General features: G+C 65.5%; 24 protein-coding genes. 16 read left to right on the top strand and 8 right to left on the bottom strand.

Going from position 1 to position 23,233, the window contains the following annotated elements:
- Positions 1-319 precede the first annotated feature (319 nt).
- The 4 genes from BN2475_RS05330 to BN2475_RS05315 all read right to left on the bottom strand — a co-directional run bounded on the left by BN2475_RS05330 (position 320) and on the right by BN2475_RS05315 (position 4,297).
- Complete coding sequence (locus tag BN2475_RS05330) at positions 320-577, bottom strand: BTH_I0359 family protein (protein WP_094778508.1); 258 nt, start codon at positions 575-577, stop codon at positions 320-322.
- 118 nt (positions 578-695) lie between these two features.
- Positions 696-1,484 (bottom strand): alpha/beta fold hydrolase, encoded by a 789-nt coding sequence (locus BN2475_RS05325; RefSeq protein ID WP_094778507.1) that lies wholly within the window; start codon positions 1,482-1,484, stop codon positions 696-698.
- 199 nt (positions 1,485-1,683) lie between these two features.
- Positions 1,684-3,084, bottom strand: coding sequence for a DUF3108 domain-containing protein (locus BN2475_RS05320; protein ID WP_094778506.1), 1,401 nt, complete (start codon positions 3,082-3,084; stop codon positions 1,684-1,686).
- A 301-nt stretch (positions 3,085-3,385) separates the two neighbouring features.
- The gene (locus BN2475_RS05315) at positions 3,386-4,297 is read right to left on the bottom strand and encodes an IclR family transcriptional regulator (protein ID WP_094778564.1); all 912 of its coding nucleotides are present in this window, start codon (positions 4,295-4,297) and stop codon (positions 3,386-3,388) included.
- Between the two features lie 325 nt (positions 4,298-4,622).
- Between BN2475_RS05315 and BN2475_RS05310 the strand changes: the two genes are divergently transcribed.
- From BN2475_RS05310 to rfaE2, 6 genes are all read left to right on the top strand, one after another.
- Positions 4,623-5,606: a fumarylacetoacetate hydrolase family protein gene (locus tag BN2475_RS05310; protein ID WP_094778505.1), complete on the top strand. Its 984-nt coding sequence runs from the start codon at positions 4,623-4,625 to the stop codon at positions 5,604-5,606.
- A gap of 365 nt (positions 5,607-5,971) precedes the next feature.
- Complete coding sequence (locus BN2475_RS05305) at positions 5,972-7,144, top strand: ABC transporter substrate-binding protein (protein ID WP_425435473.1); 1,173 nt, start codon at positions 5,972-5,974, stop codon at positions 7,142-7,144.
- Positions 7,145-7,213: 69 nt separating this feature from the next.
- Positions 7,214-8,113, top strand: a complete 900-nt coding sequence (locus tag BN2475_RS05300; RefSeq protein ID WP_094778503.1) for an enoyl-CoA hydratase/isomerase family protein — start codon at positions 7,214-7,216, stop codon at positions 8,111-8,113.
- A gap of 89 nt (positions 8,114-8,202) precedes the next feature.
- A complete protein-coding gene (locus BN2475_RS05295; RefSeq protein ID WP_094778502.1) occupies positions 8,203-9,033 on the top strand; it encodes a PhaM family polyhydroxyalkanoate granule multifunctional regulatory protein in 831 nt (276 codons plus the stop codon).
- A gap of 573 nt (positions 9,034-9,606) precedes the next feature.
- Entirely contained in the window at positions 9,607-10,479 is an 873-nt protein-coding gene (locus BN2475_RS05290) for a ferritin family protein (RefSeq protein ID WP_094778501.1), read from the top strand.
- A 171-nt stretch (positions 10,480-10,650) separates the two neighbouring features.
- Complete coding sequence (gene rfaE2, locus BN2475_RS05285; protein ID WP_094778500.1) at positions 10,651-11,133, top strand: D-glycero-beta-D-manno-heptose 1-phosphate adenylyltransferase; 483 nt, start codon at positions 10,651-10,653, stop codon at positions 11,131-11,133.
- A 95-nt stretch (positions 11,134-11,228) separates the two neighbouring features.
- On the opposite strand, the gene BN2475_RS05280 is transcribed toward rfaE2, so the two are convergent.
- The 3 genes from BN2475_RS05280 to BN2475_RS05270 are packed head-to-tail and all read right to left on the bottom strand — an operon-like array spanning position 11,229 to position 13,247.
- Positions 11,229-11,465 (bottom strand): hypothetical protein, encoded by a 237-nt coding sequence (locus BN2475_RS05280; protein ID WP_094778499.1) that lies wholly within the window; start codon positions 11,463-11,465, stop codon positions 11,229-11,231.
- A gap of 55 nt (positions 11,466-11,520) precedes the next feature.
- Positions 11,521-12,336, bottom strand: coding sequence for a type III pantothenate kinase (locus BN2475_RS05275; RefSeq protein ID WP_094778498.1), 816 nt, complete (start codon positions 12,334-12,336; stop codon positions 11,521-11,523).
- Entirely contained in the window at positions 12,333-13,247 is a 915-nt protein-coding gene (locus BN2475_RS05270) for a biotin--[acetyl-CoA-carboxylase] ligase (RefSeq protein ID WP_094778497.1), read from the bottom strand. The genes BN2475_RS05275 and BN2475_RS05270 overlap by 4 nt, the downstream gene beginning before the upstream one ends.
- Positions 13,248-13,353: 106 nt before the next feature.
- On the opposite strand from BN2475_RS05270, the gene BN2475_RS05265 reads away from it, so the two are divergent.
- The 10 genes from BN2475_RS05265 (at position 13,354) to BN2475_RS05220 (ending at position 22,142) form a co-directional block, all read left to right on the top strand.
- Positions 13,354-14,487 carry an MlaE family ABC transporter permease gene (locus BN2475_RS05265; RefSeq protein ID WP_094778496.1) on the top strand — a complete coding sequence of 378 codons (1,134 nt, stop codon included), beginning with the start codon at positions 13,354-13,356 and terminating at the stop codon, positions 14,485-14,487.
- A complete protein-coding gene (locus BN2475_RS05260) occupies positions 14,484-15,362 on the top strand; it encodes an ABC transporter ATP-binding protein (protein ID WP_094778495.1) in 879 nt (292 codons plus the stop codon). Before BN2475_RS05265 ends, BN2475_RS05260 begins: the two co-directional genes overlap by 4 nt.
- 16 nt (positions 15,363-15,378) lie before the next feature.
- Complete coding sequence (locus tag BN2475_RS05255; RefSeq protein WP_094778494.1) at positions 15,379-16,341, top strand: MlaD family protein; 963 nt, start codon at positions 15,379-15,381, stop codon at positions 16,339-16,341.
- Between the two features lie 30 nt (positions 16,342-16,371).
- Entirely contained in the window at positions 16,372-16,998 is a 627-nt protein-coding gene (locus BN2475_RS05250; RefSeq protein ID WP_094778493.1) for an ABC-type transport auxiliary lipoprotein family protein, read from the top strand.
- Between the two features lie 31 nt (positions 16,999-17,029).
- On the top strand, positions 17,030-18,187 hold the full coding sequence (locus BN2475_RS05245) for a VanZ family protein (RefSeq protein WP_094778492.1): 1,158 nt from the start codon (positions 17,030-17,032) through the stop codon (positions 18,185-18,187).
- Positions 18,188-18,390: 203 nt separating this feature from the next.
- On the top strand, positions 18,391-18,714 hold the full coding sequence (locus BN2475_RS05240; RefSeq protein ID WP_094778491.1) for a (2Fe-2S) ferredoxin domain-containing protein: 324 nt from the start codon (positions 18,391-18,393) through the stop codon (positions 18,712-18,714).
- Positions 18,715-18,722: 8 nt separating this feature from the next.
- Positions 18,723-19,367 (top strand): alpha/beta hydrolase, encoded by a 645-nt coding sequence (locus BN2475_RS05235; protein ID WP_094778490.1) that lies wholly within the window; start codon positions 18,723-18,725, stop codon positions 19,365-19,367.
- A gap of 325 nt (positions 19,368-19,692) precedes the next feature.
- Complete coding sequence (locus BN2475_RS05230; RefSeq protein WP_094778563.1) at positions 19,693-20,922, top strand: D-alanyl-D-alanine carboxypeptidase family protein; 1,230 nt, start codon at positions 19,693-19,695, stop codon at positions 20,920-20,922.
- Positions 20,923-20,935: 13 nt separating this feature from the next.
- Positions 20,936-21,901: a D-amino acid aminotransferase gene (locus BN2475_RS05225; RefSeq protein WP_094778489.1), complete on the top strand. Its 966-nt coding sequence runs from the start codon at positions 20,936-20,938 to the stop codon at positions 21,899-21,901.
- Positions 21,873-22,142 carry a DUF493 family protein gene (locus BN2475_RS05220; RefSeq protein WP_094778488.1) on the top strand — a complete coding sequence of 90 codons (270 nt, stop codon included), beginning with the start codon at positions 21,873-21,875 and terminating at the stop codon, positions 22,140-22,142. The genes BN2475_RS05225 and BN2475_RS05220 overlap by 29 nt, the downstream gene beginning before the upstream one ends.
- A 30-nt stretch (positions 22,143-22,172) precedes the next feature.
- On the opposite strand, the gene BN2475_RS05215 is transcribed toward BN2475_RS05220, so the two are convergent.
- A complete protein-coding gene (locus tag BN2475_RS05215) occupies positions 22,173-23,141 on the bottom strand; it encodes a transcriptional regulator GcvA (RefSeq protein WP_094778487.1) in 969 nt (322 codons plus the stop codon).
- Positions 23,142-23,233: the final 92 nt, after the last annotated feature.

Raw genomic sequence — 23,233 nt, 5'->3', positions numbered from 1 at the left:
GTTTTCGGGAAGCCTGTCATTGTAGCCGCTGCCGGGCGGATCCGCCCGGCGCGGGCGAAGCCGTCACGCCGGGCGGGCGGGACGAGGGCTCGATGGGAAAGATAACGCGAAAGGCGAATGACCGGGGGCCGAGCCCGAGAGGAGCTGGGGAACGGGCGGGACCATCAGCCGGTCAACGCGGGCTCCAAAGAAAACGGCCCGGCGAGGCAAACGCCTGCGGGGCCGTATGATTGATGCTGACCGCCTTATAAGGGCCGCCGGTGGGGCCGGACGGCGCGGTCGATGTAGGTCGCCAAAAACGTTAAGCCAAACCCTGTGGTTAGTGAAGGATCACGGGTTGTTGCATCAGAACATCGAACTGACCGAGAAATTCGTCGACCTCGTCCAGCGTGGGTTCCCCTTCGATCAGCTTCTGCACGTGCTCGCGAAAACGCGCCGCCATTGCACCGTCGATGTAGATTTCGCGTTGCATGTTCTTGTCGACGATCTCGTAGCCACCCGACTTCATGGCCAGTTGACCTTCCTGCGGCGGAAACTCGACGACACAATAGTTGGGGCTGTTGTAGATCATTTGCATGGCGACACTCCTTATTTCCGTTGGCTCCTGGCCGGTTCTGCACCATAGGTGGAGCGTGTGACGTGGAATTCAAGGGGTGGGTCCGGATTGACGCTCGTAAAACCTCCGAACCTACCGGTTAGACCGGCTTTTCAAGAAACGTTTCAAGCAGTGCAGCGAAACGGTGAGATTGCTCGATGGGCGCGAGATGAGCGGCGTCGAGCAGTTCGAACTGTGCGCCTTCGATGGCGTCTGCTATTGCCTGCGTAGTAGCAGGCGGCGTGCCCACATCGTGGCGGCCCGCCACGGTCAACGTTGGGCACCGTATGTTTGCCAGCTTACCGCGGACGTCGAAATCGCGCAGCGCTTCGCAGGCCATCGCGTAGCCTTCTGGCAACGTCTGCGTCAGCACTTCGCGGATCGGCTCGACCGCTTCGGGATGTGCTGCCTGGAAGTCGGGCGTCAGCCACCGGCTCAACGTCGCAGACACCAGCGTCGCCATGCCGTCCGTGCGCACTGCACGGGCACGTTGGTCCCACATGGAGCGCGCCTCCGGCGGCGTCCCGGCGCTGCTGTCGGCAATCGTCAGACTGTCGAGGCGTGCAGGGTGCTCGAGTGCGAACTGCTGCGCGATCATGCCGCCCATCGACATGCCGACCAGATGGGTCGTGGGGGCATCGAGCGCATCGAGCAGCGCGGCCAGGTCGCGTGACAGATCGATGACGCCGAACGGCTGAGCCGATACCGCCGTCTTGCCGTGGCCGCGCACGTCATAGCGCAGCACGGTGTAGTCGTCGCGGAAATAGCCGGCAAGCTGATCCCAGACAGACAGGTCGCCGCCGAGTTGATGGATGAACGTCAGCCACGGGCCGCCGCCCTCATTGCTCAGCACGTAGCGCGTTTCGATACCGTTGATGTTCACTTTCATGCGGGCTCCTTGAAGGGAACGCGGTGGAGGAATCCGTTCGCGCGATGTCCCGTTTCGATGACAACGGTTGACGCACTTTGTGTCATCTGTGCTGCACGCGCGCAAACGGTTGCACCAGGTACTGCGAGTCAGCGTTGTCGACGAAGTTTCGACGATCTGTTTGAGCCCCTGTTCAGGTCTGCGCAGCAGGTCTGGGCGATCAGGGTTTGATGATGACGGGCTCGGTCGAATCGACCGGTGCGGCAGCGCTGGTGCCGGGCGCGATTGCCGATGGAGCAGCAGGCGCGGCGCTGGTCGAATTGTCCGGCGATGGCGCAGGCGATGGCGATTGCGCAGGCGATTGCGCAGGCGAAGCTGAAGATGAAGCCGAAGCCGAAGCCGAAGCCGAAGCCGAAGCCGAAGCCGAAGCAGAGGGCGAACCGCCGGCGTCAGCGTCATTGCCCTCGCCGCCAGACGAGCCCGCGCTGTCGAGAGCGAGCTTGCCGCGCCACATTAGTTCGAATTGCGTGCCATTCGGTTCGGTCTGAACGATACGTGCCGGCAGCCAGCCGAGCGACGGCGCGAGCCACACGTCGATGCGGCGCATGTCGCCGTCATGGCGGGGCAGCCTTTTGAAATGACGCGTTTCGAGGTAGCCCTGGGCCGTGCGGATGGTGTCGTCGCCAATCGTCTCGACCGGCCAGTTTTCGCCGCTATCGCTATCGACCACGAAGAACTGCCGCGTGACACCCGGCTTGTAGACGGTGGGGTCGCCGCGCACCAGGCTGGCGAGTTGCATCACCATGCTGAAGCGGTCCTGAGCGCCGTCCGGCAGCGGCAACGTGGCGGGTGTGCGCGTGAAGCCGATGTTTTTATCGGTGCGATTGAAGATCGCAATGTCTTCCGCCCGATGGCCGCGCTTTTCGATGTACTGATCCGGCGCGAGGCCGAATGCATCGATACGGCCATGGCTCGAGTAGACGAATGCGCCGACGAACGGCAGCGGCACGGTGACGACCATCTCGTAGCTTTGCGCGCTGCTGGTCCAGTGAATCGTGCCGGGCTGGTTGCGCACGCCGTTGTAGAACGTGTCGTACTGCAATTCCGCGGATGGCGGCACCGAAAACTTCACGCCAGGCGACGCTTGCGGCGCACTGGCGGTAGCGGGCGCGCTGGCCGTGCTGGTGGCGCTCGCGCTCGCGTCGTTCGCGTGAGGGCCGGCCGTTGCGGCTGGCGCGCTCGCCACCGCGTCCGATGCCGCAGCCGCAGCCGGCGGCTCGGCGTGCCTCGCCGGCTGTAGCGCGGTCAACACATGTTCGCGCGGTGGGCGCGCCACCGCCTTGCGGGCGGGTGCTGGCGCCGGTGCGGGTGGAGCGGCGCCAGCGGGTTTGCGTTCGATCCGCTCGGGTGTCAGCAGCGCGACCTGCACCGGCACGTGCTCGTGGTCCGCCGGACTGAGCGACGCGCGATTGCGCTCGAACCACTGTGCGGCGAGCCAGTGCAGAACGGCAACCGCCAGCAGCACCGCGATCCACCGCGACGTGCGCGCGCCACCGTGCGGCTCGCGTGGCCCATTGGGCGGCAGGCGATCGGAGCGGTGGGTGGCGGGGGCTGAGGACATCGGCGGTTAATCGGGTATGGGCAGAATGTGTCGGGATTGAAGAGGGCTCGGTATCTCGCTTGCGCGGCGGCGATCACTGCGCAAAACGCTCGCTACAACATGATGCTAAAGCACACACGCGAAAGCAGCGGCGAACGGATTCGACCGCCTGGTTGCGCGCGATGTTCCTCCCGGTGATAACACGGGCAAGCCGCACGCGCAAACCCCACGAGCAAACCACCGCGTAGAACACCACACGCAGCGCAACATCGCCGACTGCACGTTCGAGCGCCGGCGACCGAATCGCACCCAGCGCATCGCGTCATTCACTTTCGTGACGCGGCGCGGCACTATACCCCAGCTCATACGAGAGCTTTTGCGCGCAGTCGCGCAGCGCCGTATCGATCTCGCCGCCCCAGCGGATATCGAACGCGCCTTCATGACCGAGCGCAACGAGGCCGAGTGCGAGTTCACCGGTCGAGTCGAACACGGGCATGCTGAACGCGTGGATGGTGGGCAGCAACATGCCTTCCACGCGCGCCGCTTCGTGCCGCCGCACCTCGGCCAGCAGCGCGTCGACTTCTTCCCGCGTGCGCGGGCCACCGTGATGCGCCGAGCGGCGCGAGTCGGCCAGCTCGCGTTCGAGCATCGCAGCGGTCTTGCTCGCCGGCAGATACGCCGCGAACAGCAGGCCGGTGGCGGAACTCAGCAGCGGCATCACGTCGCCGAGTTTCAGCGACGCCTTCGCCGGATAGCTCGATTCCATCCAGTGAACCATGGTCGGCCCCTGGTTGCCCCAGACCGCGATGCCGACCGTGAGATCGAGCCGGTCGCGCAGTTCGGCGAGCGCGATACGCGCGAGCTTCACGCCGTCGACGCGAGCCAGGCGCGCGAGCCCCAGTTGCAATGCAAAGCCGCCTAGTTCATAACGACCCGACAGCGGGTCCTGCGCCACGACTCCGAGTCGCAGAAAACTCACCAGATAACGATGCGCTTTCGCCGGGCTCATGCCGGCGCGTTGCGCGAGATCGCGCAGCATCATTGCGCGCGGCTCGTGGGTCAGCACGTCGAGCAATCTGAAGCCGACCTCGATCGACTGGATGCCCGAGCGCAACTTCTCGTCGCCGGCCTCGAGGCTGTCGTTGTTGTCGTCGGCGTCAGGGGCATCGAGCGGGTCGGCGCGGGTGTTGTCGGCGTGCGTTCGGGTCGTGCCGGAGCGGACAGTTGAAGACATGAGCGAGGCGCACGGGGCGCGTTCAAAAGACGGTGAGAGAAATAGGCTGCGGCGCGTGATGGCGTTGCTCGCGAGCGGCACCGGACCGTGCGGTTCGCGAACCGCATCGAGCCGCATCGAACCGCATCGAGCCGGGCCGAGCCGGGCCGAGCCACCGGGCCGAGCCACCGCGCCGACACACCGCGCCCGCCATCGGGCACTGCAACCGAAACCGGTGCTGCACTGCCGGCGTGCGCGTGTGCCACCCCGACGTCCGCTTGGGCTACGCCGATTCACCATCGTAAAATAGATTCCCTCCATCGTCACTACCACGGTTCACTTCTCTATGAAACTTGCCACGCTGAAGGACGGCACGCGCGACGGCCAACTGATCGTCGTGTCTCGCGACTTGCACACCGCGGCCGTCGCCGACGCGATTGCGCCCACGTTGCAGCGCGTGCTCGACGACTGGGCCTTCTACGCGCCGCAACTGCACGAGCTGTACGACGCGCTCAATCAGGGCCGCGCACGCAACACCTTCGCGTTCGACGCGAGCGAATGCATGGCGCCGCTGCCGCGCGCATTCCAGTGGGCCGACGGCTCGTCCTACGTGAATCATGTCGAACTGGTGCGGCGTGCGCGGGGCGCGGAGATGCCGCCGGAATTCTGGACCGATCCGCTGATGTACCAGGGCGGCAGCGACGACTTTATCGGCCCGAAAGACGATGTGCCGTGCGCGTCCGAAGCGTTCGGCATCGACTTCGAAGCGGAAGTCGCCGTGATCACCAGCGACGTGCCGATGGGCGCCACGCCCGACCAGGCGCTCAAAAGCGTGCGCCTGATCACGCTCGTCAACGACGTCTCGCTGCGCAACCTGATTCCCGCTGAACTCGCGAAGGGCTTTGGCTTTTTTCAGAGCAAGCCGGCCACCTCGTTCGCGCCGGTCGCGGTCACACCCGACGAGCTTGGCGAACATTGGCGCGAAGGCCGCGTGCACCGGTCGATGATCGTCCACTGGAACGGCAAAAAGGTTGGCCAGCCGGACGCCGGCACCGACATGGTGTTTCACTTCGGCCAACTGATCGCGCACGCAGCGAAAACGCGCAACTTGCGCGCCGGGGCCATCGTCGGCTCGGGCACGGTGTCGAACAAGGACGCAAAGCGCGGCTACTGCTGTATCGCCGAGAAGCGCTGCCTCGAAACCATCGAGCACGGCGCACCGCAAACCGAGTTCATGAAATACGGCGATACCGTGAAGATCGAAATGTTCGATGAAGCGGGCAAATCGATTTTCGGTTCGATCGACCAGAGCATCGCGCCGCTGGATTGAAGCCTTGCTGATGGGCGGCATGCGGCGTGCGGCGTGCGTGCTGAGGCCCGAGGCCTGGGCGCCAGCCGCGCGCAAGTCTTGCGGTGTGCGAATCGTGTGCGAATCGAAAGGGTTTCGCCCGATGCCGCTGCCACGGCGCGCGGCTACACTGACTGGCGCGGCGGCATGGCCGGAGTGGCTGGAGTGGCCGCGCGCCGCAGCATATCGAGACTCGTGCGCGGCGGCGCGTGAGCAGAACATCGGTAGCACATCAAAACGAATAACCGACGTGAGGAGACAGCATGCCGCAATGGGAGTCCGTTGAATCTGGCAGCCGACGCGCCAGCGCGTCGAGCGTGAGCGCGAGTCAGAGCGCGAGCCCGGGTATGAGCAGAGCGCGTGGCCGGCTCGCGCGTCGCGCCGTCATGCTATGCACGGCGCTTGCAGGCGCGTTGCCCGCGCTAGCGTTCGCGCAGGTCAAGATCGGCCTCGTGCTGTCGCTGACCGGGCCGGCCGCGTCGCTCGGTATTCCCGCACGCGACACCGTCGCGCTGCTGCCCAAACAGATCGGCGGGCAGAGCGTCGAATACATCGTGCTCGACGATGCGTCCGACACGACCCAGGCCGTGCAGGACACCAAGAAGCTGATCTCCGAGAATCACGTCGACGCGATCATCGGTTCGTCGATCACGCCGAACTCGCTGGCGATGATCGACGTCGTCGCCGAAGGCCAGACGCCGATGATCTCGCTGGCGTCGTCGGCGAAAATCATCGAGCCGGTCGATGCAAAACGCCGCTGGGTGTTCAAGACCCCGCAGACCGACGCGATGATGGCGTCGGCGATCGCCGAACACGCGAGCACGCATGGCGTCAAAACCATCGCGTTCATCGGCCAGGCCGATGCGCTCGGCGAGACCTTCTACGCCGAAGTCGCGAAGTTCGCGCAACTGCATCACATCGACATGGTGGCGAGCGAGCGCTTCAATCGCACCGACCCGAGCGTGACCGGCCAGGTGCTGAAAATCCTCGCGACCCATCCCGATGCGGTGGTGGTCGGCGCCGCCGGCACACCTGCCGCGCTGCCGCCGAAAACGCTGCGCGAGCGCGGCTATAAAGGCTTGATCTATCACAATCACGGCGTCGGCAATAACGATTTCCTGCGCGTGTGCGGCGCCGATTGCAACGGCACCTTCCTGCCCGGGAGCCCGGTGCTGGTGGCCGCGCAATTGCCGGCGGATCATCCCGCGAAGCGCCTCGCGCTCGACTACATCGCGCGCTTCGAGGCGCTGCGCGGACCGGGCAGCGTCTCGGCGTTCGGCTCATACACGTACGATGCGGGCGCCTTGCTCAACCATGCCGTGCCGCTGGCACTGAAGGCGGGCGCACCGGGCACGCCGGAATTCCGCCGCGCGCTGCGCGACGCGCTCGAAGCGACGCCCGGTCTCGCGGACACCAACGGCGTGGTCAACATGAGTGCCACCGACCATCTCGGGCTCGATCAACGAGCGCGCGTGATGGTCGAAATCAGGAATGCGAAGTGGGTTTATCAGTCGCGTTGAAGTCGTGATGCATGCGCCGTTCGACACGGCCCCGGTTCAACAGATTCAGCGATACACGGATGGCTCATCATGTCTCAGGCACCACAGGCACCACACAGTAACGACGCTTATTACGCTCACTACCGGTCGCTGCGCTTGCATCGGCATCCGCATGGCGTGCTCGAAGTCGTGATGAGCGGCGAGGGCGCGAACAAAAGTGGGCTCGCCACCGCCGACGCGCGGATGCACTTCGAACTCGCCGAGATCTGGCGCGACATCGATCGCGACCCGGACACGCGGGTCGCGATCATTCGCGGCGAGGGCAAGGGCTTTTCGGCTGGCGGCGATCTGCAACTGGTCGAAGACATGGCGAGCGACTTCGATGTGCGCGCACGAGTGTGGCGCGAGGCGCGTGACCTCGTCTACAACGTGATCAATTGCAGCAAGCCGGTGGTCTCGGCGATGCACGGTCCGGCGGTCGGCGCGGGACTCGTGGCCGGCCTGCTCGCCGACATTTCCATCGCGACGAAGACGGCGCGCATCATCGACGGTCACACGCGTCTGGGTGTGGCCGCCGGCGATCATGCGGCGATCGTCTGGCCGCTCCTGTGCGGTATGGCGAAGGCCAAGTACTACCTGATGCTGTGCGAGCCGGTGAGCGGCGAAGAGGCCGAGCGTATCGGCCTCGTGTCGCTGGCCGTCGACGCAAACGATCTGCTGCCCAAAGCGTTCGAAGTGGCGCAAAAACTGGCCAACGGCTCGCAAACGGCGATTCGCTGGACCAAATATGCGTTGAACAACTGGCTGCGGTCGGCGGGACCGGCGTTCGATACGTCACTCGCGCTGGAATTCATGGGCTTCGCCGGCCCGGATGTGCGTGAAGGCGTGAATTCGCTGCGCGAGCGGCGCGCGCCCGATTTCGGCGCGGCCGACCCTTGGCGTGCACAGCCGCAGCCATCGTCCGGCGCTGATACGGCAGGCGACGAGTAGTCCTGAACGCATGCCGCGCACGGTATGATCGAAGCAAACGCGTGCGGCACGGCGCTCATTCCATCCCCTTATGCAGCGAGGCGACACACATGACCGACACGACTGACACCACGCCGCCCTTTCCCGGCTTTCCAGGTTTTCCGCCCGCTGAAATGCTCGATCGCATGTGGGACATGATGCGACTCTCGCCGTTCGGCTCCGCGCTGACCGGTGGGCAACCGGGCAGCGGTCTCGGACCGCCGCTGTCGATGATGTCCGACATGATGGCGCCGCTCACCAATGTCGAGGAACTCGACAAGCGCATCACCGACATGCGCGCGGTCGAGCAATGGCTCAAGCTGAATCTGAGCATGCTGCAGTCCGCGATTCAGGCGCTCGAGGTGCAGCGCGCAACGGTCGCGACCCTGCGCGCGTTTGGCGCGTTCGCGCAGTCGTCGATGGCGCAACCGGCCGCGGCGTCCGCCGCGCCGAGTCCCGCGCCAGCGAGCGGCTGGCCGCATCGGACGGCGCCGGCCGCCGAAGCCGCGGCTCCCGCTAACAGCGCTGCTTCTGCTGCTTCTGCTGCATCGGCCAACGGCGAAACGCAAGCGCCCGCTACGCCTGCGTTCGACGCATCCGCATGGTGGAATTTGCTGCAATCGCAGTTCAACCAGATCGCCCAGTTCGCGATGACGCAGCCGGCGGCGGCTGCGGCGGCGAGCGGCGCTGCAACCGGCGCGGCGCCGGATGCAGCGAAGCCCGCGGGGTCCGGTAATCCCGGCGCCAGCTCAGGCGCCGCGGCAGCGACCGACCCGCCGCGTGCGCCGGCTCAAAGCGCCGGGCCTGCCGCCAAGCGACCCGCGGCGAAGCGCGCATCGACGGCCGCGAAACGCACGAGTGGCGCGAATGTGAACGCGTCGACCGCGAAAAAGCCAGCTTGAGACGAGGCTGCAAGGCGGCGGGGCAAGCCATGCGCCAAGGTGTGAAGCCTCGCATTCCGGTGCGACACCACATGAATAATTCGCCGCTTGTCATGGTTTTGCCCCCAATTGCCCGTCACACTGCGCGATCGCGCGCTTTATTGAGAGAGGTCAAGCGGGCAGCGGACTTGCGGCTGTCGGAGCGGCGAATCGGCGAAATCAGCGTGCTATCATCGTGTAAGCTTTACTTGGCTTTTGGGCGTACGCTGAAAACAACCAATCCAGCCGCCCTTGCTTCGTTTGCCGCCGGTACCACCGGTGCAGGGCTGGGCGGTGCGGTTTTCATCGCAGACTGGCTCAACCTCAGGCATAGGACATCCCTCACCCACGGTTGGCCTCGTTGCGCATAACTGACGGTTAGCCGCGCTGGCGCAAAAATGCCGGACTTCTTGCCGCACAGTGCATCTGGGCGCCCGATTACCGCGTAAAATTCAATGTTGGCCGACGAGCAGGGCGTTCGTTCGTCGTGAGCAAAAAAGTGCTACACGTAGCAGTGACAGACACACACAGTATGCGCAGAACAGGGGTGGGACTATGAACACCATGCTTTATCCGGAACTTTATAAATCGCTCGAATCCGTTCGATGGGACATGGAGAAAGACATTCCCTGGGACAAGTTCGATGCATCGCTCTTGACCGACGAGCAGGCCGCGACGATCAAGATGAACGCGATCACCGAATGGTCGGCACTGCCCGCCACGGAAATGTTTCTGCGTGACAACCATCACGACAGCGATTTTTCCGCGTTCATGAGCGTGTGGTTCTTCGAAGAACAGAAGCATTCGCTGGTGCTGATGGAGTATCTGCGTCGCTTCAAGCCGGAACTGGTCCCAACCGAAGAAGAGCTGCATGCGGTGCGCTTCGAGTTCGATCCGGCGCCGCCGCTCGAAACGCTGATGCTGCATTTCTGCGGCGAAATCCGTCTGAATCACTGGTATCGCCGCGCGGCCGAATGGCACACGGAGCCGGTCATCAAGCATATCTACGAAACCATTTCGCGCGACGAAGCGCGTCATGGCGGCGCATATCTGCGCTACATGAAGAAAGCGATGGCGCAAACCGGCGACATCGCACGCGCCGCGTTCGCGAAGATCGGTGTCCTGATGGCATCGGCGCGCCGCACGGAAAAGCCGCTGCACCCCACCAACCTGCACGTGAATCAGGCGCTGTTCCCGCGCGACACGATTCAATCGCGTCTGCCGGACCCGGAGTGGCTCGAGCGCTGGCTCGACGAGCAGATCCGTTTCGACGACGGCTGGGAAAAGAAGGTAGTCGAGCGCATCCTGCATAACCTGTCGATCCTGTTCGAGCGCACGTTCAACACGGCGCAGGAACTGAACCGCTATCGCAAGGAAGTGGTGGCGCGCTTGCAGGCGGAGCAGAAGTCGGCTGAACAACCGGCTTGACGAGATTGAGTTCGTGATCCGGGTTCGCGGCTTCAGATGTGCTTTGGCGCGTCTGCTGCGAACAGGTCTACGGTATGGGAAACGGTCTGGCGGGCGCGAGCTTGCCGGACCGTTTTGCTTGATGGCGCGCGCCGTGTATCGTGACGGCTTTTTTCTCTTTCCGACTCTGTCATGGCTGCTATTTTCGAACGCAAGATTCTGACGCGCGGTGCACTGGTGCAACTGCGTCCCTCGTTGAGTGCGCCGGTGGTGTTCACCAACGGGGTGTTCGACATCCTGCATCGCGGGCACGTGACGTATCTGGCCGATGCGAGGGCATTGGGCGCTTGCCTGATCGTCGGCGTGAATAGCGATGCGTCGGTGCGCATGCTTGGCAAAGGCGATGACCGGCCCATCAATAACGAGGCCGACCGGATGGCGTTGCTGGCGGCGCTCGAAAGCGTCGACTATGTGGTCTGTTTCGGCGAGCAGACGCCCGTCGAGTTGATTTCGGCGCTGCGGCCGGACGTGCTCGTCAAGGGTGGCGACTACGATATGGACGTGTTGCCCGAGTCGGCCATCGTGCGGGGCTGGGGCGGCAAGGTACTGGCCATTCCGTTCGAGCACGACCGCTCGACCACCGCCCTGCTAAAGAAGGTCCGCACGCAGGGCTGACTGCCGCTGAGCGCATAGCGTTGAGGTATCGCGTGACGCGATGGCGCCGGCGCCGTCGTCCGCTCGAAACTTCCTCGCTGCTGCAACTACCGCAACTACTGCAACGCCGACGCCGCGATCGGCGCTGAGGGCGCCGGGCCGCCGACGACCGCCTGATCGACCGCTTCGGCAGCGGAGACCGGCTGCACTCGCAACCACTCCGGATGAATCTGCCGGTTCAGGTGATTAGGCTCGCGGCCACCGGCCGTCGGCGACGGGCCGAATACGCCGCGCACCGCGACGAATGCCAGCATGTTGGCAAGAAACAGAATGGCGATCGGCCAGCGAAGCATTATTGGATGTCCCGTCCAGAAGAAGTTGAACCGTTATTGTTTGCAGGGCCGCGCTTCACGCGCCGTGTTGCGCCGCGTGCTCGGCGGCGATCACCGCGAGGCCGGACAGCACGAGCGAATCGTGGCGAGTATGCGGCACTTTGAGCGCGCTCGCCACTTCATCCACGGCGCCGCCGCTGACCACGAGCCGCACCGGCACCTGCCACTCATCCTGCAAGTCGCGCCACATCCGTTCGATCAGGCCGGCTTGCGCCAGCGTGCATCCGGCGGACAGCGAGCGCGGTGTGTCGGTGGCGAAGAAGGGGCCGCGGCGCGACGCGGCCGGCGCGCTGTCGGCATCGAGCAGGCCGCGTGCGGCGGCTGCGTCGAGCGTCGGCAGTTGCGCCGTGTGCTCGCCGAGCGAGCGCATCATCAGCGTCCAGCCGGGCGCAATCAGCCCGCCGATAAAGCAGCCGTCCGCGCGCAATGCCTCGAGCGTGGTCGCCGTGCCGAAACTTGCAAGCAGCAGATGTTCGCCGGGAAACGCCGCGTGCGCGCCGATCATGCCGGCCCAGCGATCGCTGCCGAGCGCGTGCGGGGTGGTGTAGCAATTGGTCACGCCGCATTGCTGCGCGCACGCACGGATCGTCGTGAGCGGCAGTTGCGGCCAGTACGCGTCGAGCAGCGCGGCGACCCGCGCGGCGACGCTTTCGCCGGCAACATTCGATAACCATGCGCTGCCCGGCTTCGGCAAGTTCGACCAGTCCGGTTGATCGGCGCCGCCATGTGTCAATGCGCCGGCCGCGAGCTGCGTGCGGTCCGCACGCACGAGCGCCCACTTGATCCGGCTATTGCCTGCGTCGATCAACAGATAAGGCGCGCTGCTCGTCATGCGGCACCGTCGGCCAGACGCAGCGAGACGTCGCCGGTCGCAATGGTCTGGCGGCCGGCGGCGGTGTCGAGCAGCAGTTGGCCGCGTTCGTCGACGCCGGCTGCCACGCCGCGCGCCAGTTCCTCGCCTTGTTCCAGCAGTACGACTTCGCGGCCCGCGTAGGCGTGCACCGCGTTCCAGCGCGCCTGGAAGGGCGCGAAGCCCTCGGCGCCGAAGCGCTGCAAGGCGGGTTCGAGCGCGTTCAGTTCGGCGGCGAGCGTGTCGGTCAGGTTGGCGTTGGGCAGCGCGCGTTGCAGCGCGGTCGGCACGGTGCCGCGCGCCTGCGGCGGCACCTCGGCGTTGTGCGCGCCGACCTTGGCGGCGAGCTCGTCGGCGCCCTTCACGTTGGTGCCGATACCGATCACCACGGCACTCGCGTGCTCGGTGCTCCACGCGGTTTCGATCAGGATGCCGGCCAGCTTGTCGCCTTCGAGCAGCACGTCGTTCGGCCACTTCAGCGCGATCTGGCCGGGACCGGCGACCGGCAGCGAGCGCAACCCGTCGACCAGCGCGACGCCGACCGCGAGGCTCAGGCCCGCCAGCCCTTCGAGCGGACGCGGCAGCACGCACGCCACGGAAAACAGCAGCGCATTGCCGGGCTCCGCATACCACGGACGACCGCGCCGGCCGCGGCCGGCGGTTTGCAGATACGCGACCCGCACGATCGGCCGCGGCAGCGCGCCGGCTTTGCGCGGCAGCGCTTTGACACGGGCCATCAGGTCGGCGTTGGTCGAGCCGGTTTCCTCGACGATTTCGATCGGCCAGTCATGCGCGTGCGGGCCGAATAGCGCAACGGCGCGCTCGCGGTCGATGCGCCAGTCGGTTCCGGTTGCAACCGCGGCGGCCTTGGGGGGAGTCCTGGAGGCGTTCATAGCGGATATTGTAGCGATAGCGACCTCGACGGCGTTTTGAGCACGGCTCATCTGCCGCGCGTTCGCTACAATTGCCCCTAATCCGATCATCAGATTCTCGCGATCCTTGAACTACGACACTCCGCCCGGCCTTGAAGTCGCGGCTGGCAGCCAAGGCAAGATCGTCCGTCTGTCGGGCCAGTGGACGGCGCTCGCGCTTGCGCGCGACCGCGACACCGGGCACGTGATCCCGCAGTTGCGCTCGCTGACCGGCGCCCAGGGCATCGGCCAGTGGGACCTGTCGCGCATCGACAGGATGGACCACGTCGGCGGCCAGGCGCTGTGGCGCGTGTGGGGCCGCAAGATGCCGCCCGACACTGAGCTCACCGATACCCAGCGCGACATTTTCGAGCGTATCGCTTTGCTCGACACGGCGCGCGAGAGGGCCGAACCGGTCGTCAAGTTCGACCCGTTTACGCGCCTCGGCCTCGCAATCTTCTCGTTCATCGAGCATCTGTACGGCGGCGTCGCCATGCTCGGGCGCTTCGTGCTCGATTTGCTGACGATCGTGCGCAAGCCCGTCATGACGCCGTGGACCGAGATCTCGGCGAACGTCTACAACGCGGGGGCGCGGGCGTTGCCGATCACCGCGCTGGTCGCGTTCCTGATCGGCATCGTGCTCAGCTATCTGTCCGCGCAGCAGCTGAGGCTGTTTGGCGCGAACCAGTTCATCGTCAATATTCTCGGACTGGCGGTGATTCGCGAACTCGGCCCGGTGCTCTCGGCGATTCTCGTGGCGGGCCGCTCGGGCTCGGCGATCACCGCGCAGATCGGCGTGATGCGCGTGACCGAGGAGCTCGACGCGATGCGCGTGATGGGCATTCCGCACGGCCTGCGGCTGATCCTGCCGCGCGTGATTGCGCTCGGCGTGGCGATGCCCTTGCTGGTCATGTGGACCAACGTCATCGCGCTGACGGGCGGCGCGCTCGCCGCCCAGGTCGTGCTCGGCATCGACATGAGCTTCTTCGCGCGACAACTGCCCAACGTCGTGCCGATCGCCAATCTGTGGATCGGCCTCGGCAAGGGTGTCGCGTTCGGCATGCTGATCGCGATCGTAGGCTGTCATTTTGGTTTCCGTATCAAGGCCAATTCGCAGAGTCTCGGCGAAGGCACGACCAGTTCGGTGGTGACCTCGATCACCATCGTGATTCTCGCGGACGCGGTGTTCGCGATCCTCTTCCAGAAAGTGGGGCTCGGATGACCGCGCCACTCACCGAGGCCGTTCGCGGCCACCCGATGCCCTCGATCGCCGAGCCGGTGATCGAAGTGATCGACATCACCAAGCGCTATGGCCGCACCATCGTGCATCAGCATCTGAGTCTGGACGTGCGGCGCGGCGAGATCGTGTCGATCGTCGGCGGCTCGGGCTCCGGCAAGACCACGCTGGTGCGGCAGATGCTCGGTCTGGAGCGGCCCTCGTCCGGCACCATCAAGCTGTTCGGCGAGGACCTCGCGACCATTTCGCCGGAAACCGCGCTGCTGATGCGCAGCCGCTCCGGCATGCTGTTCCAGCGTGGCGCGCTGTTCTCGTCGCTGTCGGTGTTCGACAACATCGCGCAGCCGGTGCGCGAACTCGGCAAGGTGCCCGAGGACCTGCTGCGCGACATCGTGATGCTCAAGCTCGAGATGGTCGGCCTGCCGTGCAAGCATGCGTCGAAGATGCCGGCGGCGCTCTCGGGCGGGATGATCAAGCGGGTCGGCATTGCTCGCGCGATCGCGCTCGAACCCGAGCTGCTGTTCCTCGACGAACCGACCGCCGGGCTCGACCCTGAGGCGTCCGAAGAATTCGTCGAACTGATCTCCGGGCTGCATCGCGCGTTGGGTTTGACTGTGGTGATGGTCACGCACGACCTCGACACGATGGTCGCGCTATCCACGCGCGTGGCGGTGCTGGCCGATCGCAAGGTGCTGGTCGCCGCGCCGGTCGAAGAGGCGGCGGGAGTCGACCACCCGTTCATCCGCGAATATTTCCTCGGCCTGCGCGGACGCCGCGCATTGCAGGCGTTGCCGCCGGAGCGCCGCGCAAGGCTGCCGCGTGCGGCGCTCGAGTCGGCGCCTTCCGGACTGCCGCTGTGAACCAGGGAACCTGACCATGGAAAACAAATCCCACGCCTTCTGGGCCGGACTCTTCACGATCGTCCTGCTGGCGGCCATCGCCGTGACGGCGTTTTTGTTCAATGTCGACCGGGCCGTGCGGGTGCCGTACGATCTGATCGCGCGCACCAACGTGACCGGACTGTTTGCCGATGCCGCAGTACGCTTTCGCGGGCTCGACGTCGGCAAGGTGCAGTCGATCAAATTCGACCCGAGCCATCCGGGGCAGATTCTGGTGCGCATCCTCGTCGATATGCACGCGCCGATCACTCATTCGACCTTCGGCAGCCTCGGACTCCAGGGGGTGACGGGGATCGCCTTCATTCAACTCGATGACACGGGGCGCGATCCGCGGCCGCTGGCGTCGTCGATTCATCAGGTGGCGCAGCTGCCGATGCGTCCCGGCCTGCTCGATCAACTGCAGCTGCGCGGCGACATTCTGCTGCGCAAGCTCGAACGAGTCACCGACGATGTGAACAATGTGTTGTCGCCGGAGATGGTCGCCGAGCTGCACGGCACGCTCGCCAGCATGCATGAAGCCGCCGACGGCATTGCCAGGCTGACCCAGCAGATGACGCCGGCCGCCGGCAAGCTGCCCGGCACGATCGACCAGCTGGATCGCACGCTGGCGTCGACCAACCAGCTGGTCACCAGCCTGAGCCGCCCGAACGGCCCGCTCGAGACCAACCTGAACAAGGTCGGCGCCGCCGCGCAACAGGCGGGCAACGCGCTGACGGCGATGAACGGCTCGTTGCAGGACCTGACGACACGACTCGGCTACGACACGCTGCCGCGTGTCAATTCGCTCGCCGAAGACGCGCGCTCCGCGGCCCGCTCGGTCGACCGCGCCGCCGACACGTTCAGCACCAGTCCGCGCAGTGTGCTGTTCGGCGCGCCGCGCGAGGCGCCCGGCCCCGGCGAGTCCGGCTTTACGTGGCCCGCTGCCGGCGCCGCCCGATGAACCTGATGGTTTGAAGAAAGGAACGCTCACATGTCACGCTCGATTCACCGGCTGTTGTGCTCGCGTGCCGCGCTGGCGGTGCTGCTCGCGTTCGGCGTGCTGGCCGCGGGCTGCGCGGGCACGTCCGCGGCGCTCTCTGACATCCGCTACGACTTCGGGCCGCCGGTCCCGGTGGCGTCGGCAGGTACGTTGCCGGCGGTGAAGGTGCTCGACGTGAGCGCCCCCGGCATGCTGGAATCGGACCGGTTGATCTACCGGCTCAGCTATGCCCACGCGCAGCAGACCGCGGCCTACGCGAATAGCCACTGGACCATGATGCCGTCGCAGTTGCTGACCCAGCGTCTGCGTGGCGCGCTCAGTTCGCGCGGCACCGTGCTGACGGGTGCGGACGGGGTGGCCGCGCCGGTGCTGAGAGTCGATCTGACCGAGTTCGAGCAGGTTTTCGACAGCCAGTCGGAAAGCCACGCGGCGATCACCGCGCGTGCCACGCTCACGCAGGGCGGCAAGGTGATCGGCCAGCGCACCTTCAGCGAGCGCGCGCCGGCCAGTTCGGCGGACGCCGCCGGCGGCGCGCAGGCGCTCGCCACGGCCAGCGACGACCTCGTCGCGCAGATCGTCGCGTGGCTCGGCGCGCAGGCCCAGGTCGCCGCGCAATGACGGGCTCGCAGCGCACGCGACGGAGCGCTGCATGAGCGAACGAGCCTGGCTGCGCCGTCCGTCGGTGCTGGCGCGGCAAGCGCTGCTGCTGTATGCGGCGCTGATCGTCTACGGTTCCTGGTATCCGTTTTCGGGCTGGCGGTCGCTTGGCCTCGCGCCGTTTGCCTATCTGTTCGATCCGATGCCGCAGTACCTGACGGCGTTCGACGTCGTGACCAACGTGCTCGGCTATATGCCGTTCGGCGCGCTGGTGGTGCTCGCCGTCTATCCGCGCTGGCGCGGCCCGCTGGCGGTCGGGTTGGCGTTCGTGCTCGGCGGGCTGCTGTCGGGCGTGATGGAGGCCGTGCAAACCTATCTGCCGACGCGCGTCGCGTCCAATCTCGATCTCGCTGCCAATGCGCTCGGCGCTTTGCTCGGCGCGGCGATCATGTCGCCCGCGACCGGCGCGCTGCTCGATCGCGGCTTGCTGAGGCGCTTGCGGCTGCTGTGGTTCGAGCGCGATCGCGCGGCGCTCGCGTGCCTGGTTGCCGCGTGGCCGTTTGCGACGATGTATCCGGCGCCGCGCATGTTCGGTCTCGGCAACTGGCCGCACGCGCTCTGGCTGCGTTTCGATTCGACGACCCAGGACGCACTGCTCGCATGGACGCCGCCAACCTGGCATGTCGGCGCGTGGCCGGCATGGGTCGCCGCGTGGCTGCCCGACGGCGCGTGGGAAGCAGTCATCACCACGCTCAACCTGTTCGCCGCGCTCGCGCTCGCGTCGCTGACGGTGCGCCGCCATGCGCCGCGCGTGCGTCTGTTGCTCATGTTTATCGTGACGGCTTTGTGCGTGAAGGCGGGCGCCACGTTTTTGCAGTCGCAATCGGGTCTCGCCTTTGACTGGGCGACCCCCGGCGCGCTCACGGGACTCGTGTGCGGTACCGTCATGGCACTCGTTGCGTTGCGCTGGCGGCGCCGCTCGCGTGCGGCGCTCGCGGGCATGGCGCTGGTGGTCGCGCTGGTGTTCGTCAATCTGCTGCCGGTGAATCCGTATTTCGACGTGGTGCTGGCGGACTGGCGGCAAGGGCGCTATCTGCACTTCAACGGGCTCGCGCAATGGCTCGCGTGGATCTGGCCGTACGCGGCGCTGGTATGGCTCGCGTTCGCGGTCGAACAGGTGTGGCTGAAGCGGCGTCCGACGCAGGCCTGAAGCGCACCTTAGGCGCATCTGAAGCACACCTGAAGCACACCTGGAGCAGGCTTGACCTGCACTTGAAGTGCGCATGAAGTGCGCCATTCGCCGCAGCCGATGCCGGCGACTGCTGGCACCGCTCGTTATAATCGTCGCACGACAGGCGCGCCGCCGCGCCCACAGGGCCACGGGCCCATCCTTACAGTCTCCCACCGGACATCATGGATTCCTTCTACAAGTACCACGTGTTTTTCTGCGTCAATCAACGCGAGCCCGGCGCCGATCGCCCGAGCTGCGCAAACTGCAATGCGCAGCAGATGCAGGAGTACGCGAAAAAACGCGTGAAGACACTTGGCCTCGCCGGCCCCGGCCAGGTGCGCATCAACAAGGCCGGTTGCCTCGATCGCTGCGAGCTCGGCCCGACGCTCGTCGTGTATCCGGAAGGCGTCTGGTACACGTACATCGACGAAACCGACATCGACGAGATCGTCGACTCCCATCTCGCCAACGGCAAGATCGTCGAGCGTCTGAAAATCGATCAATAAGCGTCGCCATGAACGTACACACGAAGAAGTATCTGATCGACGGCCCGGTCGGCAAGATCGAGGTCGCGCTGGATCTGCCAGACGAGCTGCGCGAGAACGGCACTCCGCCGCGCGGCATCGCGCTGGTGGCGCATCCGCATCCGCTGTTCGGCGGCACGATGGACAACAAGGTCGCGCAGACACTCGCCCGCACGCTGGTGCAGTTGAACTACGTGACGTATCGCTCGAATTTTCGCGGTGTCGGCCAGACACAAGGTGAGCACGACGCGGGCATCGGCGAGCGCGACGATCTGCGCGCCGTGCTGGATCACATGCGCGCCGAAGCCGGGCAGGGCGATTTGCCGCTCGTGCTGGCGGGCTTTTCGTTCGGCACCTTCGTGCTGTCGCATGTGGCCGCGCAACTGCGCGAAGAAGGTCAGGAGATCGAGCGGATGGTGCTGGTCGGCACCGCCGCGAGCCGTTGGGAGGTGGCGCCCGTGCCGCAGAACACGCTCGTGATCCACGGCGAGACCGACGAGACGGTTCCCATTCAATCCGTTTACGACTGGGCGCGTCCGCAGGAATTGCCGGTCGTCGTGATTCCGGGCGCGGAACATTTCCTGCATCGCAAGCTGCACGTTCTGAAGCGGATCATCCTCGACGCGTGGCGCTGAGCCTGGCGGTGCGGGCGTTGTGCGCGTTTTCCGGGGTACAGGTGCGCGCAAACGCAAATTAATCGCCGTCCCTTGCACAAGATTGCTGAAATTGCGCGCGTATAATGAGCGCTCTTTTTTGGGCGCAGTGCCGCCCATCCGGCAGTTCGCGCGTCGCGTGGCGTCGTTTCGCGCGCAGCGGTGCCGGGTGCGGGGCGTGCTGCGCGAACCGATCGCGTCGCCGGAAGTCCAATGGGCGCCGCGCCGTTTTACGGCCAGCTGCCCGCCGACCGGCTCTTCCAAACAATGCGCCCTGCGCGATTTATTTTCCGCACGAATCGACCCTATGCGTTTCTCCACCACCGGCCGCACGTCATTCCCGTCAGTTGCTTCCTTCGTTCCCGTCAAGCTTAGCCGCGCTGTCGCCCTCGGCATCGTGTTGCCGGCGACCCTCGTCGCCAGCACCGCGTTCGCGCAGGTGCCACCGCCCGGCGTGAACGCGCGCTCGTGGGTGCTCGTCGACGCCACCAGCAACCAGGTGCTCGCTTCCGGCAATGCCGACGAGCGCGTCGAACCGGCGTCGCTGACCAAGCTGATGACCGCGTATCTCGTCTTCGAAGCACTGCAGACGAAGAAGATCACGATGGACCAGACGGTGATGCCGGGCGAAGCGGTACGCCGCGTGCGCAACGACGAATCGCGCATGTTCATCGAAGCGAACAAGCCGGTGACCGTGCACGATCTGGTGTACGGCATGATCATCCAGTCGGGTAACGACGCGGCGATTGCGCTGGCCGAACTGGTCGGCGGCAGCGAGGCGCAGTTCGTCAACATGATGAACACCGAAGCGCAGCGCCTCGGCATGAAGAACACGCATTTCGCCGACGTGAACGGCATGCCCGATCCGCAGCACTACACGACGGCGGGCGACCTCGCGGTGCTGTCGGCGCGTCTGATTCGCGACTACCCCGACTACTACAACATCTTCTCGGTCAAGGAGTTCACGTACAACAAGATCAAGCAGCCGAACCGCAATCGCCTGCTGTGGATCGACCCGACCGTGGATGGCCTGAAGACCGGTCACACGCAAGGCGCGGGCTACTGCCTGATTGCGAGCGCCAGGCGTTCGCTGCCGGGCACGACCGACGCGTCGCGCCGTCTGGTCTCGGTGATGATGGGCGAGACCAAGGAACACGACCGCGTGCAGGACAGCCTGAAGATGCTGAACTACGGCTACACCGCGTACGACACCGTGCGTCTGTACAAGGCGAACCAGGTGGTGGGCACGCCGCGCGTCTACAAGGGTACGCTGGACAGCGTGCAGATCGGCGTGAAGAGCGACCAGTACATCACCTTGCCGAAGGGCATGGGCGACAAGGCGAAGCCGCAGATCGAGCAGATCGATCCGCTGGTTGCGCCGATCGCGAACGGTCAGCAGGTCGGCACCGCGAAGCTGGTCGCCGACGGCAAGGTGCTCGCGCAATTCCCGGTGGTCGCCTTGCAGGCCGTGCCGCAAGCGGGTGTGGTCGGCCGCGTGTGGGATTCGCTGATGCTGATGTTCAACAAGAAAAAGTAAGAGCCCGACCGCGATGACCGCTGTTTCCGATGTATCGCCCGAGCCGATCGTTTATCTGAACGGCGAGCTGGTGCCGTTGTCCGAAGCGCGCGTGCCGGTGCTCGACCGTGGCTTTATTTTCGGCGACGGCATTTACGAAGTCGCACCGCTTTACGCGCATGCCGGCGGCCGCAGCGCGTTTCGCCTCGCGCAGCATCTGGCTCGCCTTGCCCGCTCGGTCGGCAAGATCGGCATCGCCAATCCGTTCGACGACGCCGGCTGGCGTGACCTGATCGACCGCGTGGTCGCGGCCAACCAGACGCACGGCGGCTTGCGCGCCGATCAGGACGCGCTTGCCTATATTCAGGTGACGCGCGGCGTCGCGAAGCGCGGCCACGCGTTTCCCGCTGGCATCCAGCCGACCGTGTTCGTGATGGTCACGCCGCTGCATCTGCCGGACGCCGCGCAGGGCGTGCATTGCGTGAGCGCCGAGGATCGTCGCTGGCTCAATTGCGACATCAAGTCGGTGTCGCTGCTGGGTAACGTGCTGATGGCGCAATACGCCGCAGAAAACGATGCGTTCGAGACGATCCAGTTTCGCGACGGCGTGCTGACCGAAGGGTCGTCGTCGAATGTCTGGATGGTGAAGGGCGGTGTGTTGTACGCGCCGCCGCGCAGCCACAAGATTCTCGAAGGCATACGCTACGGTCTGATCGAAGAGCTGACAGCCGAATGCGGCATCCGCTTCGAAGCGCGCGAGATCACCGAAGCCGAATTGCGCGCGGCCGACGAGATCATCGTCAGCTCGGCCACCAAGGAAGTGTTGCCGGTCACGCGGCTCGACGGCCAGCCGGTCGGCGCAGGCAAGCCGGGCGCGGTCTTTGCGGCGCTGTATGCAGCGTATCAGCGAGCCAAGGCAAAGCAGGCGCAAGAAGCGCAAACCGCGCAACAAGCGCAGCAAGGAGTGGAAAATGAATCCCGCGAACGACTCACTGTTTGATTTTCCGTGCGATTTCCCGATCAAGGTGATGGGCAAATCGCATCCGGAGTTTGCCGAGACGATCGTCGCGGTGGTCCGCCAGTTCGACAACGAAGTCGACGCGTCGCGCGTCGAAACGCGGCCGTCCAGCGGCGGCAACTATACGGGCTTGACCGTCACGGTGCGCGCCACGAGCCGCGAGCATCTCGACGATATCTATCGCGCGCTGACCGGCCATCCGATGGTCAAAGTGGTGCTTTAACGCGTCGCTTGCCGCACCGTTACGGCACCGTTACGGCGTGACGCGCAATGCGTGCGCCGCCCGACTGGCGCTTGCGGCGGGTCCCGCTTCGCAAGCCCGGTCGAACAGCTGTTTGAACCGTCCCACCTCGTCGAACACCCATTCGCGGAACGCCTTGACCCGGGCGGTTTCGAGCATTTGCGGCGGGCAGATGAAGTAGTACTGCCACGGGCTCGGCGCGGCCACGTCGAATAGCCGCACGAGGCGGCCCGCGGCGATCTCGTGCATGGCCAGCGAGCGGCGCGTGAGCGCGACCCCCTGGCCATCGATGGCCGCCTGCAACAGATTCGACGAATCCTGATACAGCACGCCGCGCTTCGGCTCCGGCCAGTCGGTGAGGCCCGCGGCATCGAACCACGGACGCCACAGTTCGTCGTCGGAGCGCAGCAGCGGGACTTTGGCCAGATCGGCCGGGGTTTGCGGCAGCTCGCCGCCGTTGAAATCCGGCGAGCAGGCCGGAAAGAAAATCTCCTCCAGCAACAGCTCCGCGTGCAGCCCTGAATATTTGCCGAAACCGAAGCGGATCGCCACGTCGACATCGTCGCGAGCGAAGTCGGTCAGCGCATTGGTGGACAGCAGCTCGAGGTCCCATTGCGGATGCGCTTCGATAAAGCTGCCGATGCGCGGCGTCACCCAGCGCGCCGCAAACGACGACAGCATCGACACCACGAGGCGCCGCTCGCGATCGCCGGCGCGGATCTGGCGGGTGGCGTCGGCGAGCGCCACCAGCGCGGTGCGCACGTGCGTGGCGTAGCGCCGGCCGGTTTCGGTGAGGCGTACGCGCTTGCCGTCGCGGGCGAACAGTGAGACGCCGAGATCGGCCTCGAGCGCGCGAATCTGGTGGCTGACCGCGCCGTGGGTGACGAACAGTTCGTCGGCGGCGCGCGAGAAGCTTTCGTGGCGGGCGGCGGCTTCGAACGCCTTGATCGCGTTCAGCGCCGGTAGTTGCCGGAGGTCCATCGCAATATTTCTCACATAGAGGTGAAAATTGATCGTTTTGCGTTAACCCTTGCTGTGTCTACGATTGTAGCCATGAACCGATTTTTGGCGAG

It is taken from the genome of Paraburkholderia ribeironis (assembly GCF_900019265.1).
Classification (GTDB): Bacteria; Pseudomonadota; Gammaproteobacteria; order Burkholderiales; family Burkholderiaceae; genus Paraburkholderia; species Paraburkholderia ribeironis.
This window is presented reverse-complemented; position numbering and strand designations above follow the sequence as displayed.

Coding starts and splice junctions, on each gene's coding strand:
- BN2475_RS05330 (WP_094778508.1), bottom strand. CDS start 577: ATGCAAATGATCTACAACAGCCCCAACTATTGTGTCGTCGAGTTTCCG.
- BN2475_RS05325 (WP_094778507.1), bottom strand. CDS start 1,484: ATGAAAGTGAACATCAACGGTATCGAAACGCGCTACGTGCTGAGCAAT.
- BN2475_RS05320 (WP_094778506.1), bottom strand. CDS start 3,084: ATGTCCTCAGCCCCCGCCACCCACCGCTCCGATCGCCTGCCGCCCAAT.
- BN2475_RS05315 (WP_094778564.1), bottom strand. CDS start 4,297: ATGTCTTCAACTGTCCGCTCCGGCACGACCCGAACGCACGCCGACAAC.
- BN2475_RS05310 (WP_094778505.1), top strand. CDS start 4,623: ATGAAACTTGCCACGCTGAAGGACGGCACGCGCGACGGCCAACTGATC.
- BN2475_RS05305 (WP_425435473.1), top strand. CDS start 5,972: ATGAGCAGAGCGCGTGGCCGGCTCGCGCGTCGCGCCGTCATGCTATGC.
- BN2475_RS05300 (WP_094778503.1), top strand. CDS start 7,214: ATGTCTCAGGCACCACAGGCACCACACAGTAACGACGCTTATTACGCT.
- BN2475_RS05295 (WP_094778502.1), top strand. CDS start 8,203: ATGACCGACACGACTGACACCACGCCGCCCTTTCCCGGCTTTCCAGGT.
- BN2475_RS05290 (WP_094778501.1), top strand. CDS start 9,607: ATGAACACCATGCTTTATCCGGAACTTTATAAATCGCTCGAATCCGTT.
- rfaE2 (WP_094778500.1), top strand. CDS start 10,651: ATGGCTGCTATTTTCGAACGCAAGATTCTGACGCGCGGTGCACTGGTG.
- BN2475_RS05280 (WP_094778499.1), bottom strand. CDS start 11,465: ATGCTTCGCTGGCCGATCGCCATTCTGTTTCTTGCCAACATGCTGGCA.
- BN2475_RS05275 (WP_094778498.1), bottom strand. CDS start 12,336: ATGACGAGCAGCGCGCCTTATCTGTTGATCGACGCAGGCAATAGCCGG.
- BN2475_RS05270 (WP_094778497.1), bottom strand. CDS start 13,247: ATGAACGCCTCCAGGACTCCCCCCAAGGCCGCCGCGGTTGCAACCGGA.
- BN2475_RS05260 (WP_094778495.1), top strand. CDS start 14,484: ATGACCGCGCCACTCACCGAGGCCGTTCGCGGCCACCCGATGCCCTCG.
- BN2475_RS05255 (WP_094778494.1), top strand. CDS start 15,379: ATGGAAAACAAATCCCACGCCTTCTGGGCCGGACTCTTCACGATCGTC.
- BN2475_RS05250 (WP_094778493.1), top strand. CDS start 16,372: ATGTCACGCTCGATTCACCGGCTGTTGTGCTCGCGTGCCGCGCTGGCG.
- BN2475_RS05245 (WP_094778492.1), top strand. CDS start 17,030: ATGAGCGAACGAGCCTGGCTGCGCCGTCCGTCGGTGCTGGCGCGGCAA.
- BN2475_RS05240 (WP_094778491.1), top strand. CDS start 18,391: ATGGATTCCTTCTACAAGTACCACGTGTTTTTCTGCGTCAATCAACGC.
- BN2475_RS05235 (WP_094778490.1), top strand. CDS start 18,723: ATGAACGTACACACGAAGAAGTATCTGATCGACGGCCCGGTCGGCAAG.
- BN2475_RS05230 (WP_094778563.1), top strand. CDS start 19,693: ATGCGTTTCTCCACCACCGGCCGCACGTCATTCCCGTCAGTTGCTTCC.
- BN2475_RS05225 (WP_094778489.1), top strand. CDS start 20,936: ATGACCGCTGTTTCCGATGTATCGCCCGAGCCGATCGTTTATCTGAAC.
- BN2475_RS05220 (WP_094778488.1), top strand. CDS start 21,873: ATGAATCCCGCGAACGACTCACTGTTTGATTTTCCGTGCGATTTCCCG.
- BN2475_RS05215 (WP_094778487.1), bottom strand. CDS start 23,141: ATGGACCTCCGGCAACTACCGGCGCTGAACGCGATCAAGGCGTTCGAA.